The following is a 16,693-nucleotide window of genomic DNA, read 5'->3' as shown; positions in this document are numbered from 1 at the left end:
CTCAGTACCGGACGCCCACCGTCATCTGCTGGCGGGAGGCCGCCTGCGCCTTGAGGAAGGCCGCCATCTCGGCGAGTTCCGGCGCCTTCGAGCGGAAGGTCACGGAGAGGGCGAGCAGCGTGTCGCTGTGGTCGAGCCCCGGATAGATCCGCTCCTGCACCGGCACGCGGGCCGCGCGGAGCTTGGCCGCGAGGCTCTGCGTGTTGCGCGGGCGCACGACGGTGTCGGCCTCGCCGGTCGCCAGGAAGGTCGGCGGTGAGTGCGGGCCGGCGAAGGTGACGGGTTGGGTGAGGGTCGGGTCGGCCGCCTGACCGAAGACGCGCTTCGAGGTGTCGTGGTCGAAGGGTAGGAAGTCGTAGGGACCCGACAGGCCCGCGACCGCGCGGATCACCTTGGGGTCGACGCCCGCCGACCGCAGGTAGCGCGGGTCGAGCCCGAGCATCACCGCGTTGTAGGCCCCGGCCGAGTGCCCCGCGAGCACGATCCGGCGCGGGTCGCCCCCGTAGGCCGCGATGTTGTCGCGCACCCAGGCCACCGCCGCCGCCCCGTCCTCGAGGAAGCCGGGGAAGGTCACCTCCGGGTAGAGGCGGTAATCGGGCAGGACGGTGACGAAGCCCTGTGCGGCGAGCGCATGGCCGACGAAGGCGTAATCCTCCTTCGAGCCGCTCTGCCAGGAGCCGCCGTAGAAGAACACGAGGACCGGCGCCTGCGCCCGCGCGTCGACCGGCACGAACACGTCGAGGCGGCGGCGCGGGTTCTCGCCGAAGGGCTGGTTCCTCAGGGCCTGCCGTCCGCCGTGGTCCCGCGGCCCGAGCGCATCGAACAGGGCGAGCGGCGAGCAGCCGCCCATCCCGAGCGCCGTGAGGGCGAGGCAGACGAGACCGGCGAATGCGGTGATGGCTCTGAGCATGCGTCTCTCTGGTTCGCGCCGAGCCGCGTGATCGCACGCCGGTCGGGGCGGATTCATGGCCAAGGTATGGTTTCGGACGGATTCCGGCCGGGCCTTCGGGTGGTGCGGTCAGGTCTTCAGGACGATGCAGGCGCCGCCCACGGTGCGGATCTTGCCGCAAAGCGTGTCGGCGGCCTGCCGGCTCTGGGCCGGGATGCGGATGCGGTAGAAGGCGCGGGTGCCCCGGTTGCGCAGGCGGGTGCCGATGATCATCGGTCGGACCTCGCCGATCACGCTCGCGTAGAGGTTGCGTGCCCGCGAGAAGCTCTGCAGGGCGAGCGACTTCGAGAAATTGCCCGCGAGCTGGATGCCCCAGGGCGCGGCCGGCCCCTCGTTCAGGCCGAGGGCGAAGCGGTCGCCGCGCGACGGGATGCGGAGCGCTGCCGTCACCTGCAGGCAGGTCTGGGGGCCCTCGATGGCCACCGCGTTCCGCTCGTTGTTGCTCGTCCTCCCTGCGCCCCCCGGCGGACCCGCCCCGGGCGGCCCCGCGTTCGCGTCGGGCTGCGCCGGCGTCTTGTCGGGCTGCGCCGGCTTCTTGTCAGGCTGCGCCGCTTGGCCCCCCTCCGGCGCCCCCAGTTCGACGCTGCCCGCGCCCGGGCGCCAATCCTCGGCGGGGCGCCCCGTGATGGCGTAGACGTAGGAGCGCGTCTCGGCGGGCAGGCCGCCCGAGCCCGCGAGCCAGTTCGCGACGCGTGTCGGGCCGCCGTTATCGGCCGCGGCCGCGAGCCCGAGATTGCCGAACTGGCGCCGGTGGTCGGCCAGGAGATGCGCGGCGTGCGGGATCGCCTGCTCCGGGTCGAACGGGTCGAGGAGGCCGCGCTCGCGGGCGGTGCCCGGCATGAACTGGGCCACGCCCTGCGCGCCCGCCGGGCTCACGACGCCGACCCGGAAGCTGCTCTCCCGCCAGATCAGCCGGGTCAGGAAGGGCACGGGCAGGCGGTGGGTGCGGGCCGAACCCTCGATCAGGCGGCAGAGCGCCTGCTCGACGGTCTCGGTGGCGCCCTCCGTGGGAAGGGCCTGCGCGGGCGCGGCGAGGACGAGGAGGCAGGCCGCGGCCGCCGGGATCTTGGCTGAGGGAATCACCCGGCGGGTTCTAGAGCCCCCGGCCTCTCGTTCAATGCGCAAGCGGCGTCCGGTCTGCCGGGAGGGATTTGGCCGCGCCGGCTCAGGCGGAGGCCGGCCGCCGCCGCGCGCCAGATGTCGTGGGATTGCAAGAAGATCTCACTTTCAAATCGCAAGTTGTACTGTCGGGTCAAGGAGCGATCACCTGTCGATATCTGCCTTCGTAAAGTCTAAATTTCAATCGGTGTTGCTTTTGCGCTCTCGTCGATTGAGGCGCCCCGTCTAGGCTCGCGGCGGGGAGCACGGCGCGGCAGGCGAGGCGGGGGGCTTCGGCCGCCGGATACGCTCGGCGCATGCGCGCATCCCCTGGGGGAATCCGCATGCTCGCAGGCCGCGCTTCATCGTCCCGTCGCGTGCGGGCCGCGCTCTTCGTCTCGACCGCGCTCGCGGGTGCCGATCCGGCCCGAGCGCAGACGGCGCCGGACCTGACCACCTTCCCCTATTTTCAGCCCCGGACGCCGCCTGCGACGGAGCAGGATCCCTACGGCTTCGCCTTCCGGCAGCCGACGCTCGCGGCGGGCACGCCCCAGGGCACGGTGCTGGAGTTCAACGCGAACTGGGGCAACCGGGCGGTCGGGCAGGCCGCCGCGCTCAACGCGACGGCCCGTCCGGACGGCGCGCCGGTTGCCGGCGGGCTGACGGGGCAGGGCGTCACCGTGGCGGTGATCGATTCCGGCATCGACGCCACGTTCCGCACGGGGAACCCGGCGGAGGGCTTCGCCAGCACCCACCCGGAATTCGCGGGACGGATCGACGCCCGCAGCCGGGCCTTCCCGCGGGACCAGGACCCCACGCTCGCGATCATCGACGTCGACGGGCACGGCACCCACGTCGCCGGCACGATCGGCGCGGCCCGGGACGGCGGCGGCATGATGGGCGTGGCCCCGGACGTGAACCTCGTCGTCCTGAAGGGCATCGGCGCCGAGAGGGAGGGCGCCTTCGATTCCGATCGCGCCCTCGATTATGCCGCGGGTCTCGCCGACGTCCGGGTGATCAACGGGAGCTACGGGCCGACGATCGCGGCGGGGGCCCGGATCTGGCGGACGGGCGATCTCGGCCGGGAATACGAGGCGGCCTCGAAGGCGCTCGCGGCCGGCAAGATCCTCGTCTACGCCAATGGCAACGACGCCACGAATGCGCCCGCCACCGCCGGAAACCCGACCGGCGTCGCGCTCTTCCCCTATATCCGCCCGGAGAACCGGAGCCGCGGCGTCTACGACGATGGCGGCCGCTCCTACGACTTCTCCGCCCTGGGGCGGCTGCCCGGCAGCATCGTGGCGGTGGCCAATGTCGGCGCCGACCTCACGATCGCGCCGAGCTCGAACCGCTGCGGCGTCTCCGCCCGCTGGTGCGTCTCCGCGCCCGGCGGCGGCAACAGCAGCGGCGCGGAGGGCATCCTCTCGACCTATCCGCGCTCCGTGAGGACGGACGTCGTCGGTCCGAACGCCGAGGCGGTCTACCACTACACCGCCGGCACCTCGATGGCGGCGCCGCACGTGTCCGGCGTGCTCGCCGTCCTCTTCCAGGCCTTCCCGACCTACTCCTCCCTCGACATCGTGCGGCTGCTCTTCGGCACGGCGCAGGATCTCGGCGCCCGGGGCACCGACGAGATCTACGGGCGCGGCCTCGTGCGCCTCGACCTCGCATTGAGCAAGGCGCAGATCGACCCGGAGGCCGACCAGACCCTCGTGACGCTCGGCCCGGGCGAGGCGCGCTACTGGTCCGCCCCCGTCGCCGCGAAGGGCGAGATCACGGTCACGGGGGCGGGCAGCGCGGAGGGCACCGGCAGCAAGGTCGAGGTGGCCGGCCGCACCACCCTGCGGGGTGCCCTGCGGGCGCAGAACGTCGACATCGAGGTCGATGGGACCCTGACGACGCCGCGCCTGACCATCGCCCGCGATGCCGCCCTCAGCGGCGAGGGCGACATCTTCGGCACCGTCGAGGTGAAGGGTCTCCTGAGCCCCGGCTCCGGCAATTCCGGCGACCTCGTGGTCCACGGAAACCTGACGCTCGATCCCGGCGCGACCTTCCAGGCCATCGTCGACGGGGCCGACGCGGCCGAGGCCGGCCTCGGCTACAGCGTCGCGGTGGTCTCGGGCGCGGGCCACGCCTTCACCGCCGCCGGGCGGCTCGTGTTCGACATGTTCGGCATCCCGGCCGGGAGCGTCGTCGCGCCCATCGGCACCCGGTTCCCGGTCGTCATGGTCGAGGGGGGCGCCCGGATCCTCGGACGCTTCGCGAGCGTCGAGGTGACGTCCGAGACCGGCGCCACGGGCCTGCCCGCCGCCTCGCGGATCGATCTCCTCTACCGGCCGGACGCCATCCTCGGCGCGGTCACTCCCGCCGCCTACGGCCGCCTGGAGGCGAACGGCGTGCCGCTGAGCGCGCGCCAGCGCGCCGTCGGCGCGGCCCTCGACCGTGCCCGCGGCGCCCCCGGCGACGCGATGAGCGAGCGCGCCCTCGCCCTGTTCGACCCGCTTTTCGGCCGGGCCGCGGCCGATCTGCCGCGGGTCTTCGATGCGCTCTCGGGCGCCGGCAGCGGCGCCGTCGCCCAGGCCGCCGTCGAGGATGCACGCCGCCTGACGGGCCTCGTCGGCCAGCGCCTGGCCTCGCTCCGCTCCGGCACCGCCTCCGTGCAGGGCGGCTTCGCCCCGAGCCTCGCCACCGCCGCGACCGGCCTCGGCACGGGCGGCCTCTACCTGTCGCCGACCGCGACCCTGCCCACGCGCTTCTCCGCCCTCGACGGGGGCTTGCCCGGTGCGCCGGCCGCGGGCTCCGGCGTCTGGGGGCTCGGCTTCGGCAACGCCCTGAGGATCGGCGCCGACGCGGCGGGGCCGGGCCTGCGGGCGCAGGGCGGCGGCGTCATGCTCGGCGCCGACCGCGCCGTCGACGCGGACCTCCTCGTCGGCGCGGCCTTCGGCTACGCCCGCTCCGGCGTCTCGGCGCCGGGCGTCGGCGGCACGGCCGACACCTATCTCAGCGCGGCCTATCTCGGCGTCCAGCGGGGCGGCTTCGAGCTCGACGCGAGCGCCGGCGGTGCCTACGCGGATCTCGACGCGCGCCGCAGCCTCCAGCCCTTCGGCGCGACGCTCACGGCGCGCGGGCGCACGGAGGGGCTCGGCGCCCTCGCCTCGGTGGAGGCGGGCTACCGGCTCCTCGTCCCGACGCAGGCCGGGCTTCTCGGGGTCAAGCCGCTCGCGGGCCTCTCCTACAACGATCTGCACAGGGCGGGCTTCGCCGAGACCGGGGGCTTCGGCCTCGCCTTCGCCGGCCAGACCTTCGGTCGCGCCACCAGCCTCGTCGGCCTCGCCCTCGGCCTCGACGCGCTGCCGGAAAGCTGGGCGCGCCTGCGGCCGGACATCTGCCTCGGCTGGACGCACGACCTCGTCCAGGCGGCGCCCTTCGCCACGGCCTTCCTGCTCGACCAGCCGTTCCGCGCCCGCGATGCCCGCGCCGGGCGCGACGGGCTGCTCGTCGAGACGACGATGAGCCTGTGGTCCTCGGACAGGGTCAGCCTCTTCGTGGGCTATCGCGGGGAGTACCGCGCCCGGGCCGCGAGCAACCAGGGGCATGCGGGCCTGCGCGTGACGTGGTGAGGCGGCGGCCTCGCGGAGGATGAGGGGGACCCCGCGTCCCCGCGCCCCGGCGCAGCCGTTCGCCCTCGGCGCCGCCCGCGCTATAAGGACGGCACACGCCGTGTCCGCCCGCCGGGATCTCGATGACCGAACCCCTCCTGTCCGTCGAAGACCTGTCGGTCGCCTTCCGCACCCGCGAGGGCGAGGTCCGCGCGGTCGATCGGGTCAGCTTCACGATCGAGCCCGGCGAGACCGTGGCGCTGGTCGGCGAATCCGGCTCGGGCAAGTCGGTGACTGCGCTCTCCATCCTGCGCCTCCTCGACGGGGCGGCTCACCATCCGGGCGGGCGCATCGTCTTCAAGGGGCGCGACCTCCTCGGCCTGCCCGAGCGCGCGATGCGCGAGGTGCGCGGCGCCGACATCACCATGGTGTTCCAGGAGCCGATGACCTCGCTCAACCCGCTGCACACGATCCAGCGGCAGATCGGCGAGGTTCTCTCGCTCCACCGCGGCCTGACGGGCCGGAAGGCGCGGGCGCGCATCCTCGAACTGCTCGAACTCGTCGGCCTGCGCGACGCCGAGCGGCGCATGGGCGCCTATCCGCACGAGCTCTCCGGGGGCCAGCGCCAGCGCGTGATGATCGCGATGGCACTCGCCTGCGAGCCCGACCTCCTCGTCGCCGACGAGCCGACCACCGCCCTCGACGTGACGGTGCAGGCGCAGATCCTCTCGCTTCTGGCCGACCTCCAGAAGCGCCTCGGCATGGCGATGCTGTTCATCACCCACGATCTCGGCATCGTGCAGCGGGTCGCCTCCCGCGTCTGCGTGATGCTGCGCGGGCAGATCGTCGAGGCCGGTCCCGTGGCCGAGGTGTTCGCGCGGCCCCGCCACGAATATACGCGGCGCCTCATCGCCTCGGAGCCGCGGGGCCACGCCAACCCCGTGCCGTCCGACGCACCCTTCCTCGTGGAGGCCGGCCCGCTCAAGGTCTGGTTCCCGCTGAAGGAGGGCCTGTTCCGGCGCACCACCGGCCACGTGAAGGCGGTCGACGGGGTGAAGCTCCTCGTGCGCGAGGGGGAGACGGTCGGCGTCGTGGGCGAATCCGGCTCCGGCAAGACGACGCTCGGCCTCGCGCTCCTGCGGCTCACGGGCTCGGAAGGGCCCATCGTCTTCCTCGGCCAGAAGATCAGCCGCTACGGCGTCTCCGAGATGCGGCCCCTGCGGCGCGACATGCAGGTCGTCTTCCAAGACCCCTACGGCTCGCTCTCGCCGCGCATGTCGGTGGCCGACATCGTGGCCGAGGGCCTCGTCGTGCAGGGGCAGGTCCGCTCCTCGGCGGAGCGCCGGGCCGTGGTCGCGCAGGCGCTTGCCGATGTCGGGCTCGACCCGGCCACGATGGACCGCTACCCGCACGAATTCTCCGGCGGCCAGCGCCAGCGCATCGCCATCGCCCGCGCGATGGTGCTGAAGCCCCGCTTCGTCGTCCTCGACGAGCCGACCTCGGCCCTCGACCGCTCGGTGCAGGCCCAGATCGTCACCCTGCTGCGCGACCTGCAGCGGGAGCGCAAGCTCGCCTACCTGTTCATCAGCCACGACCTCAAGGTGGTGCGGGCGCTGGCCAACTACGTCCTCGTGATGCAGCACGGGCAGGTGGTGGAGGAGGGGCCGGCCGACCAGATCTTCGCCCGGCCGCAGACGGACTACACCCGCACCCTGTTCTCGGCGGCCTTCGCCCTCGAGAGCCGCGAACTCGCCGACACCGAGACGGCCTGAGCCCCGCGCCGATGCCCCGCACCCTGCTCATCGTGCTCGATTCCGTCGGCATCGGCGGAGCGCCGGACGGCGCGCGCTACGGCGATGCGGGGGCGGACACGGTCGGCCACATCGCGGAGGGCTGCGCGGCCGGGCGCGGCGACCGTCCGGGCCTGCGCGCCGGGCCGTTGCGCCTGCCGAACCTGACGGCGCTCGGCCTCGGCCTCGCCGCGCAGGGCGCCACGGGCCGCGTGCCGCCGGGCCTGGAGCCGCAGGGGCCGGTCCGGGGCGCGCACGGCCACGCCGCCGAGACGGCGGCCGGCAAGGATACGCCGTCCGGCCACTGGGAGATCGTCGGCCTGCCGATGCTGGAGGATTGGGGCCACTTCCCCGACACGCGTCCCGCCTTTCCCGCCGAGCTGACGCGGGCGCTGATCGAGGCCGGCAACCTGCCCGGCATCCTCGGCGACCGCCACGCCTCGGGCATCGCGATCATCGACGATTGCGGGGCGGAGCATGTCCGCACCGGCAAGCCGATCTGCTACACCTCCGCCGACAGCGTGGTCCAGATCGCCGCCCACGAGGAGGCGTTCGGCTTGGAGCGCCTCTACGATCTCTGCCGCATCGCCCGCGACCTCTGCGATGCCTACCGCGTCGGGCGCGTCATCGCCCGGCCCTTCGTCGGCACGGCGGAGGCGGGCTTTCGGCGCACCGGCAACCGCAAGGATTTCGCGGTGACGCCGCCGGCCCCGACGCTCCTCGACATCCTCGCCGATGCGGGGCGCGCCGTGGTGAGCGTCGGCAAGATCGGCGACATCTTCGCCCATCGCGGCACCGGCCGCGAGATCAAGCCCGGCAGCAACGCCGCTTGCCTGACAGCGGCGCTCGACGCCCTCCGCGACCTGCCCGATGGCGGCCTCGTCTTCGTCAATCTCGTCGATTTCGACACCGAATACGGCCACCGCCGCGACCTGCCGGGCTATGCCGCCGAACTCGAAGCCTTCGACGCGCGGGTGCCGGAGATCGAGGCGGCGCTCGGCGCGGGCGATCTCTGCATCGTCACCGCCGACCACGGCAACGACCCGACCTGGACCGGGACCGAGCACACCCGCGAGCAGGTGCCGATCCTCGCCTTCGGGCCGGGCGTTGCGGCGCGCGACCTCGGGGCGCGGGCAAGCTTTGCCGATATCGGCGCGACGGTCGCGGCGCATCTCCGGGTCCGGGCGCCGGAGCACGGGATCTCGTGGCTGTAGCGAGTGGAGCGGCAGGCCCCTCTCCCGAATGGAAGAGGGGACCCGCGGCTGATCGGTTCAGGGTCGTGTGGAGGGGCCGACGCCCCACCTCTCCCGTTCGGGAGAGGTCGAGTTGGCGCGAGACGACCGGGTGAGGGGTGCGACCCGTCCGGACGTGCGATCCGGCCCGCGATCACGCCGTGCCGGCTGCCCGCCGCCCGCGCTCCTCCTCCGCCATCGTCTCGATGTCGGCGGCCTCCACCGCCTCCAGGGGGCGGCGGATGCGGAAGGCGCGGGTCGGCTCGCGCGCGCGCATCACGAGGACCACCGTCTCGATGTCGGGGCAGCCCGGGTCGGGGCAGGCGATCGCGTTGACCGTGAGGGCGTCCTCCGGGCCAAGCGCGAGGGCCGCCGCGATCTCGGATTTCAGGCGGGCCGACTGGGCGGCCTGCTCGGCCGAGCGCGCCTTCCAGGCTTTCAGGCTGATGAAGGCCATCGTGTCAGGCCGCGAAGGCGTCGGGATCGCGCATCGCGCCAGCGTTACAGGCGGGCGGCGGCCGCCTCAAGGCGCCCGCGGAGCCAGACTCCTGTCTACTGTTGCACGTTGCAGGTCGAAAACGGCCGGTCCCGTGATAGGGAAGGCCTCCGCGATTGAAACCATGCGGCCGCTCGCCCGTATGCGGATGGGCGGATGCGTGTGAGGAGAGTTCTGTGCGACCGTGGCGCGAGGGACCGGGCGACCGGCGCAGCTACCATCACGGCAACCTGAAGGAAGCCCTGATCGAGGCCGCCCGCCGCTTCATCGCCGAGCGCGGCGTCGGCGGCTTCACGCTGGTCGACGCAGCCCGCCTCGTCGGGGTGACGCCGGCCGCGCTCTACCGCCATTTCCGCGGGCGCGAGGCCCTGCTCGAAGAGGTAGCCGGCCGCGGCTTCACGGACCTCGCCGAGCGCCTCGCCCGGGCGCTCACCTCCCGCGGCACGCCGCTGGAGCGCTTCACCCGCATGGGCGAGGCCTATCTCGCCTTCGCGGAGGAGGAGCCCGGCTACTACGCAGCGATCTTCGAGACGCGCAGCGTCCAGCTCGGCCCCCCGCAGCCGGGCCGGCCGAGCCCGTTCGACCTCCTCGTCGAGGCCCTGCAATCGACCTTCCCGGAAGGCTTCGGCGGGGTGGATCCGCGCTTCATCGCCCTCGAGGTCTGGGCGCTCTCGCACGGGCTCGCAACCCTCTCGGCGGCGGGCCAGCTCCCGAAGGGGCCGGGCGTGCCCGACAAGTACGAATTGCTGCGGGCCGGCGTGCTCGCCCTCGTGCACGGCGCGAAGGCCGCGAACCCCTCCTGACGCGCCCGCCCTGCGCGGCATCCGGACGCGCCGCGAAAACAGGAGGCGGCTACCCTTGAAAGCCCGCGGCCTCGCCTGCATGTGAATGTGGTTCACATTAACATCGGAGCCGTGAACCGTGAGCTTCTCCTCCACTTCCTCCTGGTCGAGCGGCAAGGTGTGCCGCAGCGGCCCCTTCCCGCGCCGATCGATCGAGATCGGTGCGATCGTCGTGAGCTTCATCTACTGGTGGCCGCTCGCGGTCGCCTACATCGCCTGGAAGCTCGCGGGCTACCCGGCGCTCACCGAGATGCGTGACCTCGCCACCCGCGGCGTCTCCTCCTGGAACGGCGGCCCGCGCCCCGCCTCCCGCTTCGCCCGCGCTTTCGAGGCGGCGAACGGCAGCACCGGCAACCTCGCCTTCGACGAGTACCGCAAGGCCGAGCTCGACCGGCTCGACGCGCAGCGCCGCGCCCTCCAAGAGGAGAGCCGGGCCTTCGCCGAGTTCGTCGAGGAGCTGAAGCGGGCGAAGGACCGCGAGCAGTTCGACGCCTTCATGGCCAAGCGCCGGTCGCAGGGGCCGAACGGCACGACGAGCGTCTGAGCCGCCCCGCATCGGGACCGCACGGATCCGGGCTCCCCGCCTCACGGTGGGGAGCCCGTCTTGCATGTGGGCCTCCGTTGCGCCTTTCGTGTCGGCGCGCGCTACGGCAGGAGAGGATCGATGCACGTCCAGACCGCGACCGTCACGGTGGTCGATCACCCGCTCGTCCAGCACAAGCTGACCCTGATGCGCGACCGGGAGCGCTCGACCCAAGGCTTCCGGCGCCTCCTCAACGAGATCGGGATGCTGATCGCCTACGAGGTGACCCGCGACCTGCCTCTGGAGCCCGTGACCATCGAGACGCCGCTCCAGGCGATGGAGGGGCGCCAGATCCAGGGCAAGAAGCTCGTCCTCGCGCCGATCCTGCGGGCGGGCGTCGGCTTCCTCGACGGGATGCTCTCGCTCCTGCCCTCGGCGCGCGTGGCGCATGTGGGCCTCTACCGCGATCCCGAGACGCTGGAGGCCGTCGAGTACTACTTCAAGGCCCCGTCCGACCTCGCCGACCGCACGGTGCTGGTGCTCGATCCCATGCTCGCCACCGCCAATTCCGCGGTCGCCGCCCTCGACCGGCTGAAGCAGCGGGGCGCGCAGGACCTGCGCTTCGTCTGCCTTCTCGCCGCGCCCGAGGGCATCGCGCGGCTGCAGGCCGCCCACCCGGACGTGCCGATCTGGACGGCGGCGATCGACAGCCACCTGAACGACCACGGCTACATCGTGCCGGGCCTGGGCGATGCCGGCGACCGCATGTACGGGACGCGCTGACGGGCCGGAAGCAGGTGGACGGGCGGGACGCCGCCCTTGCCAAGGCAGCGCCCGGCCGCAACTAAGGGCGCGACTCGAGAGCCGCCAACCCTCAGGAGACGCCGCGATGCCAGCCACCGGGACCCTGCCCGAGACCATGCGCCAGATCCGCTTTACCGGAGCCGGCGGGCCGGACGTGATCGCGGTGGAGACGGCGCCGCTGCCGGTGCCCGCATCGGGGCAGGTGCTGATCGAGGTGGCGGCGGCGGGCATCAACCGGCCCGACGTGATGCAGCGCCTCGGCAATTACCCGCCGCCGAAGGGCGCGACCGAGATCCCGGGCCTCGAGGTCGCCGGCCGCATCGCGGCCCTCGGCGAGGGCGTCTCGGGCCTCTCCCTCGGCGACGAGGTCTGCGCGCTGACGATCAGCGGCGGCTACGCGGAGTTCGCCGTGGCCGAGGCGGGCCAGGTCCTGCCGAAGCCGAAGCCCCTGTCGCTCGTCGAGGCGGCCGGCGTCCCCGAGACCTTCTTCACGGTCTACTCGAACGTGATCCAGCGCGGCCGCCTGAAAGCCGGCGAGACCTTCCTCGTCCATGGCGGATCGAGCGGCATCGGCTCGACGGCGATCCAGATCGCCAAGCGCCACGGCGCCCGCGTCTTCGCCACCGCCGGCTCGCCCGAGAAGTGCCGCTTCTGCGAGGCGCTCGGTGCGGATGCCGCGATCAATTACCGCGAGACCGATTTCGTCGAGGCGGTGAAGGGCCTGACCGAGGGCAAGGGCGTCGACGTGATCCTCGACATGATCGGCGCGAGCTACCTCCAGAGGAATCTCTCCTCCCTCGCTGTCGAGGGCCGCCTCGTGATGATCGCGCTCATGGGCGGCTACAAGGTCGAGGGGCTCAACATCACGCCCGTGATGCTCAAGCGCCTGACCTTCACCGGCTCGACGCTGCGGGCGCGCCCGAAGGGCGAGAAGGCCGAGATCGCCGAGGGCCTGCGCCGGGACGTCTGGCCGGACCTCGAATCCGGGGCGATCAAGCCCGTCATCCACGCGACCTTCCCGCTGGAGGAGGCCGCCAAGGCGCACGAGTTGATGGAATCGAGCGCCCATCTCGGCAAGATCCTGCTCGTGACGGGGCGCTGACATCCGGCTCGGCCCAGGCGTTCCACCTCTCCCGTTCGGGAGAGGTGGCGCGAGGTGCCTCCCGCACCGGCTTCGATGCCTCGCCGTCCAGGACGACCGGGCGGGATTTCCGCCCGGCAGCGGCGCCTCGCGGCGCCCCTCATCCCCAGCCGTCGGGCCTGCCCGGAGGAACTTGGCCCCGGAGCGCCGCGTTTTCGGCCGTCACGATCGCGTGTCGATCCCGAAGATTCACCCGCCCCCGGTGGCGGAAAGACGAGGTTTGCAATGGCTGAACGGCTTCCCGACGAGAATGCGCGCCAAGGATCCCGGGGCAAGCCGGTCCTCTACGTCCTGCTCGCGAGCCTCGTGCTGCTCGCGATCGCGACGGTCGGCCTGCTGACCTGGAACGGCGCCAACTCCCCCAAGGACTATGCGAGCCAGAGCCAGGACGCCTCCCGCAAGGAAGTGACGGGCTCCGTCACCGGCAAGTCCAACGCGCCCGCCTCCTCGAACAGCGGCAGCGTGCCGACCGAGAACCCGGCCTACCCGCAGCCCGCCCAGCCGAACGCAAACGGCAACGCGCGCTGATCTTGGAGAGGCAGCCCCGGGCCGGCCCGCTCAGCGGGTCGGCACCGGGTGCTCGCCCCGGTAATCGTAGAAGCCGCGCTTGGTCTTGCGGCCGAGCCAGCCGGCCTCGACGTACTTCACGAGGAGCGGGCAGGGCCGGTACTTCGAGTCGGCCAGCCCCTCGTACAGGACCTGCATCACCGACAGGCAGGTATCGAGGCCGATGAAATCGGCGAGCTGCAGCGGACCCATCGGGTGGTTCGCCCCGAGCCTCATCGCCGTATCGATCGCCTCGACCGAGCCCACGCCCTCGTAGAGCGTGTAGATCGCCTCGTTGATCATCGGCAGCAGGATGCGGTTGACGATGAAGGCCGGGAAATCCTCCGACATCGTCGAGGTCTTGCCGAGCTTGGCGATCAGGGCCTTCGCGGATTCGTAGGTCGCATCCTCGGTCGCGATGCCGCGGATCAGCTCCACGAGCTGCATCACGGGCACCGGATTCATGAAATGGATGCCGATGAACCGCTCCGGCCGGTCGGTCGCGGCGGCGAGCCGCGTGATCGAGATCGAGGAGGTGTTCGTCGCGACGAGCGCCTCGGGCTTCAGCTGCGCGCAGAGCATCGAGAAGATCTGCCGCTTCGTGGCCTCGTCCTCGGTCGCGGCCTCGATGACGAGGTCGCTCGGTGCGAGGTCCGCGAAGCCCGGGGCCGGGACGATGCGCTCGCGGGCGGCCCGGCGCTGCTCCTCGGTGATCTGGCCCTTCGAGACCGCGCGCGCGAGATGGCCGTCGATCGTGGCGAGCCCCGCGGTGATCCGGTCCGGATCGCGGTCGTTCAGGAGGACATCGAGCCCGGCGATCGCGCAGACCTGGGCGATTCCGCTGCCCATCTGGCCCGCGCCGATGATGCCGATCGTGTTGACGTCGATACCCATGTCAGCCCTGTGCCCCCGCCGCGCGGCCCCCGGGCCACGCTACCTACACCGAACGGCGCCGATTCCGCCGAGGCCTGCCGGGGACGCGTCGTCTCGGTTACTTAGAACATTCCCGCGTCGCGGTGGAGCCCATCTCCGCAGGAACGGGGACGGGCGCGCGAACGCCCGTCCGAGGCTGTCGCGCCTCAGGTCACCCCTTGGCCTTGCCGATCTCGGCCTGCAACTCGGGGACGATCTGGAACAGGTCGCCGACGAGGCCGTAATCCGCCACCTGGAAGATCGGCGCGTCCTCGTCCTTGTTGATCGCGACGATCACCTTCGAATCCTTCATGCCGGCGAGGTGCTGGATCGCGCCCGAGATGCCGACGGCCACGTAGAGGTCCGGCGCCACGACCTTGCCGGTCTGGCCGACCTGCCAGTCGTTCGGGGCGTAGCCGGCATCGACCGCCGCGCGCGAGGCGCCGACCGCCGCGCCGAGACTGTCGGCCAGCGGCTCGATCAACTCCTTGAACTTGTCGGCCGAGCCGAGCGAGCGGCCGCCCGAGACGATGATGCGGGCGGCGGCGAGTTCCGGACGGTCGGACTTGGCGATCTCCTCGCCCTTGAAGGTCGAGCCGCCGGCCTCGGGCGCGGGCGCCGAGAGGGCCTCGACCGCGGCCGAGCCGCCTTCGCCCGCCGGCTTGAAGGCGGCCGTGCGCACGGTGATGACCTTCTTGGCCTCGCTCGTCTGCACGGTCTGGATCGCGTTGCCGGCGTAGATCGGCCGCTCGAACGTGTCGGGCGAGACGACCTTGATGATGTCCGAGACCTGCGCGACGTCGAGGAGGGCGGCCACGCGCGGGAGCACGTTCTTGCCCGTGGTGGAGGCTGCCGCCACGATCGCCTCGTAGGGCCCGGCGAGTCCCGCGATCAGCGCCGCGGTCGGCTCGGCGAGGAGGTGATCGTAGACCGCGTCCTCGGCGTTCAGGACCTTCTCGAGGCCCTCGAGCCTGGCGGCGGCTTCCGCGGCCGGCTTCGAGCCGGAGCCGAGGACGAGGGCGTGGATGGGGGCGCCGAGTTCCCGGGCGGCGGAGAGAGCCTTGAGGCTCGAATCCTTCACCGCGCCGTTGTCGTGCTCGATCAGGAGGAGGGTTGCCATGTGTCTCAGACCTCGGATGGTCGGCCCGGGATCCGCGTCGGGACCGCGCGCGGGCTTCTGTGACGGGAGGGCGGGGCGGCGGGCGCCCCGCCGGTCAGAGGACGCCGGCCTCGACCTTGAGCTTCTGGACGAGCTCGGCCGGTGAGCCGACTTTCACGCCGGCCTTGCGGCCCGGGGGCTCCTCGGTCTTCAGCACCTTGAGGCGCGGGGTCACGTCGACGCCGAGCGCGTCGGGCGCCACCTCCTCCAGGGGCTTCTTCTTCGCCTTCATGATGTTGGGCAGGGAGGCGTAGCGTGGCTCGTTCAGGCGCAGGTCCGTGGTGACGATCGCGGGGAGCTTGAGGGTCACCGTCTGCAGGCCGCCATCGACCTCGCGGGTCACGTCGAGCGTGCCCTCGCCGAACTCGACCTTGAAGGCGAAGGTGCCCTGTGGCCAGCCGAGCAGTGCGCCGAGCATCTGGCCGGTCTGGTTCGAATCGTCGTCGATCGCCTGCTTGCCGAGGATGACGAGTTCCGGCCCTTCCTTCTCGACCACCGCCTTGAGGAGCTTGGCGACGGCGAGCGGCTCGCAATTCACGTCGGTCTTGACGAGGATCGCGCGGTCGGCGCCCATGGCGAGGGCGGTGCGCAGCGTCTCCTGCGCCTGCTGCGGGCCGATCGAGACGGCGACGATCTCGGTGACCTTGCCCTTCTCCTTGAGGCGGATCGCCTCCTCGACGGCGATCTCGTCGAAGGGATTCATCGACATCTTGACGTTCGACAGCTCGACGCCGGAGCCGTCCGCCTTGACGCGGATCTTGACGTTGTAGTCGACGACCCGCTTGACGGGCACCAGAACCTTCATGGCGGTCTCAATCCTCCGCACGGGACATCGTGGACGGGCCGGCGCGTGATTCCGCGCGGCCTCATTGCGATCTCAAGGGATCGAACCCCGCTCGCGCAGGGCGGCGGACCGTAACGGCCACATTTCCGCCTTGTCAACGCGTGTGCGAAGGCTCCGGCGCCGCGCTGCGGCAATGCCGGTATCGGGGCCGGATTTGAAAAGGCGGTACGGTGACGGCCTAGCGGTTCTTGCCGGGGACCCAGAGCACGTCCTGGGCGCCGTTCGCGTTGGCGGAACGGCTCGCCACGAACAGGAAGTCCGACAGCCGGTTGAGGTATTGCAGGGCCTCCGGCGAGATCCGCTCGCCCTCGACCGAGGCCAGTTCGACGGCGAGGCGCTCGGCGCGCCGACAGATCGTGCGGGCGAGGTGGAGCGCGGCCGCGGCCGGGCTCCCGCCCGGCAGGACGAAGGATTTCAGGGGCGCGAGGTCGGCGTTCAGCGCGTCGATATCGGCCTCGACCCGCTTCACCTGCGCCGCGACGATCCGCAGGGGCTCGTAGGCGGGCGGCTCCGGCCCCTCGGGCGTGGCGAGGTCGGCGCCGAGATCGAACAGGTCGTTCTGGATCGCGGCGAGCATCGCGTCGAGCCGCGGCTCGGCGTGGAGGCGGGCGAGACCGATGCAGGCATTGGTCTCGTCGACCGTGCCGTAGGTCTCGACGCGCAGATCCGCCTTCGAGCGGCGCTCGCCGTTGGCCAGCGCCGTGGTGCCCTTGTCGCCCGTACGGGTGTAGATGCGGTTCAGCGTGACCACGGCGCCC

Annotated in this window: 15 protein-coding genes; 8 read left to right on the top strand and 7 right to left on the bottom strand. The window is 72.1% G+C overall.

The features are described 5' to 3' along the window. Nucleotide 1 precedes the first annotated feature (1 nt). Both E1J50_RS04360 and E1J50_RS04355 read right to left on the bottom strand, forming a co-directional pair. On the bottom strand, nucleotides 2–910 hold the full coding sequence (locus tag E1J50_RS04360; protein ID WP_132250790.1) for an alpha/beta hydrolase: 909 nt from the start codon (nucleotides 908–910) through the stop codon (nucleotides 2–4). A gap of 108 nt (nucleotides 911–1,018) precedes the next feature. Then, nucleotides 1,019–2,029: a lytic transglycosylase domain-containing protein gene (locus E1J50_RS04355; RefSeq protein ID WP_132250852.1), complete on the bottom strand. Its 1,011-nt coding sequence runs from the start codon at nucleotides 2,027–2,029 to the stop codon at nucleotides 1,019–1,021. Between the two features lie 362 nt (nucleotides 2,030–2,391). Between E1J50_RS04355 and E1J50_RS04350 the strand changes: the two genes are divergently transcribed. The 3 genes from E1J50_RS04350 (at nucleotide 2,392) to E1J50_RS04340 (ending at nucleotide 8,650) form a co-directional block, all read left to right on the top strand. Next, a complete protein-coding gene (locus tag E1J50_RS04350) occupies nucleotides 2,392–5,667 on the top strand; it encodes a S8 family serine peptidase (RefSeq protein WP_165937772.1) in 3,276 nt (1,091 codons plus the stop codon). 122 nt (nucleotides 5,668–5,789) lie between these two features. Beyond that, a complete protein-coding gene (locus tag E1J50_RS04345) occupies nucleotides 5,790–7,418 on the top strand; it encodes an ABC transporter ATP-binding protein (RefSeq protein ID WP_132250786.1) in 1,629 nt (542 codons plus the stop codon). An 11-nt stretch (nucleotides 7,419–7,429) separates the two neighbouring features. Continuing rightward, nucleotides 7,430–8,650 carry a phosphopentomutase gene (locus E1J50_RS04340; protein ID WP_132250784.1) on the top strand — a complete coding sequence of 407 codons (1,221 nt, stop codon included), beginning with the start codon at nucleotides 7,430–7,432 and terminating at the stop codon, nucleotides 8,648–8,650. 172 nt (nucleotides 8,651–8,822) lie between these two features. On the opposite strand, the gene E1J50_RS04335 is transcribed toward E1J50_RS04340, so the two are convergent. Further along, nucleotides 8,823–9,125, bottom strand: coding sequence for a hypothetical protein (locus tag E1J50_RS04335; RefSeq protein ID WP_132250782.1), 303 nt, complete (start codon nucleotides 9,123–9,125; stop codon nucleotides 8,823–8,825). Between the two features lie 215 nt (nucleotides 9,126–9,340). On the opposite strand from E1J50_RS04335, the gene E1J50_RS04330 reads away from it, so the two are divergent. The 5 genes from E1J50_RS04330 to E1J50_RS04310 all read left to right on the top strand — a co-directional run bounded on the left by E1J50_RS04330 (nucleotide 9,341) and on the right by E1J50_RS04310 (nucleotide 13,002). Next, nucleotides 9,341–9,967 carry a TetR/AcrR family transcriptional regulator gene (locus E1J50_RS04330; protein WP_132250780.1) on the top strand — a complete coding sequence of 209 codons (627 nt, stop codon included), beginning with the start codon at nucleotides 9,341–9,343 and terminating at the stop codon, nucleotides 9,965–9,967. A gap of 118 nt (nucleotides 9,968–10,085) precedes the next feature. Next, nucleotides 10,086–10,550, top strand: a complete 465-nt coding sequence (locus E1J50_RS04325) for a DUF2852 domain-containing protein (RefSeq protein WP_132250777.1) — start codon at nucleotides 10,086–10,088, stop codon at nucleotides 10,548–10,550. Between the two features lie 120 nt (nucleotides 10,551–10,670). After that, nucleotides 10,671–11,312, top strand: coding sequence for a uracil phosphoribosyltransferase (gene upp, locus E1J50_RS04320; protein ID WP_132250775.1), 642 nt, complete (start codon nucleotides 10,671–10,673; stop codon nucleotides 11,310–11,312). Between the two features lie 106 nt (nucleotides 11,313–11,418). Further along, nucleotides 11,419–12,435: an NAD(P)H-quinone oxidoreductase gene (locus E1J50_RS04315; protein WP_132250773.1), complete on the top strand. Its 1,017-nt coding sequence runs from the start codon at nucleotides 11,419–11,421 to the stop codon at nucleotides 12,433–12,435. Nucleotides 12,436–12,699: 264 nt separating this feature from the next. After that, on the top strand, nucleotides 12,700–13,002 hold the full coding sequence (locus E1J50_RS04310) for a hypothetical protein (RefSeq protein ID WP_132250771.1): 303 nt from the start codon (nucleotides 12,700–12,702) through the stop codon (nucleotides 13,000–13,002). Nucleotides 13,003–13,032: 30 nt separating this feature from the next. On the opposite strand, the gene E1J50_RS04305 is transcribed toward E1J50_RS04310, so the two are convergent. The 4 genes from E1J50_RS04305 to E1J50_RS04290 form a co-directional block, all read right to left on the bottom strand. Further along, nucleotides 13,033–13,914: a 3-hydroxybutyryl-CoA dehydrogenase gene (locus E1J50_RS04305; protein ID WP_132250769.1), complete on the bottom strand. Its 882-nt coding sequence runs from the start codon at nucleotides 13,912–13,914 to the stop codon at nucleotides 13,033–13,035. A gap of 190 nt (nucleotides 13,915–14,104) precedes the next feature. Then, entirely contained in the window at nucleotides 14,105–15,052 is a 948-nt protein-coding gene (locus E1J50_RS04300) for an electron transfer flavoprotein subunit alpha/FixB family protein (RefSeq protein ID WP_132250767.1), read from the bottom strand. A gap of 94 nt (nucleotides 15,053–15,146) precedes the next feature. Then, entirely contained in the window at nucleotides 15,147–15,896 is a 750-nt protein-coding gene (locus E1J50_RS04295; RefSeq protein WP_132250765.1) for an electron transfer flavoprotein subunit beta/FixA family protein, read from the bottom strand. 217 nt (nucleotides 15,897–16,113) lie between these two features. Then, nucleotides 16,114–16,686, bottom strand: a complete 573-nt coding sequence (locus E1J50_RS04290) for a cob(I)yrinic acid a,c-diamide adenosyltransferase (RefSeq protein ID WP_132250763.1) — start codon at nucleotides 16,684–16,686, stop codon at nucleotides 16,114–16,116. Between the last annotated feature and the right edge of the window lie 7 nt (nucleotides 16,687–16,693).

The organism is Methylobacterium segetis (genome assembly GCF_004348265.1).
GTDB lineage: Bacteria > Pseudomonadota > Alphaproteobacteria > Rhizobiales > Beijerinckiaceae > Methylobacterium > Methylobacterium segetis.
This window is presented reverse-complemented; position numbering and strand designations above follow the sequence as displayed.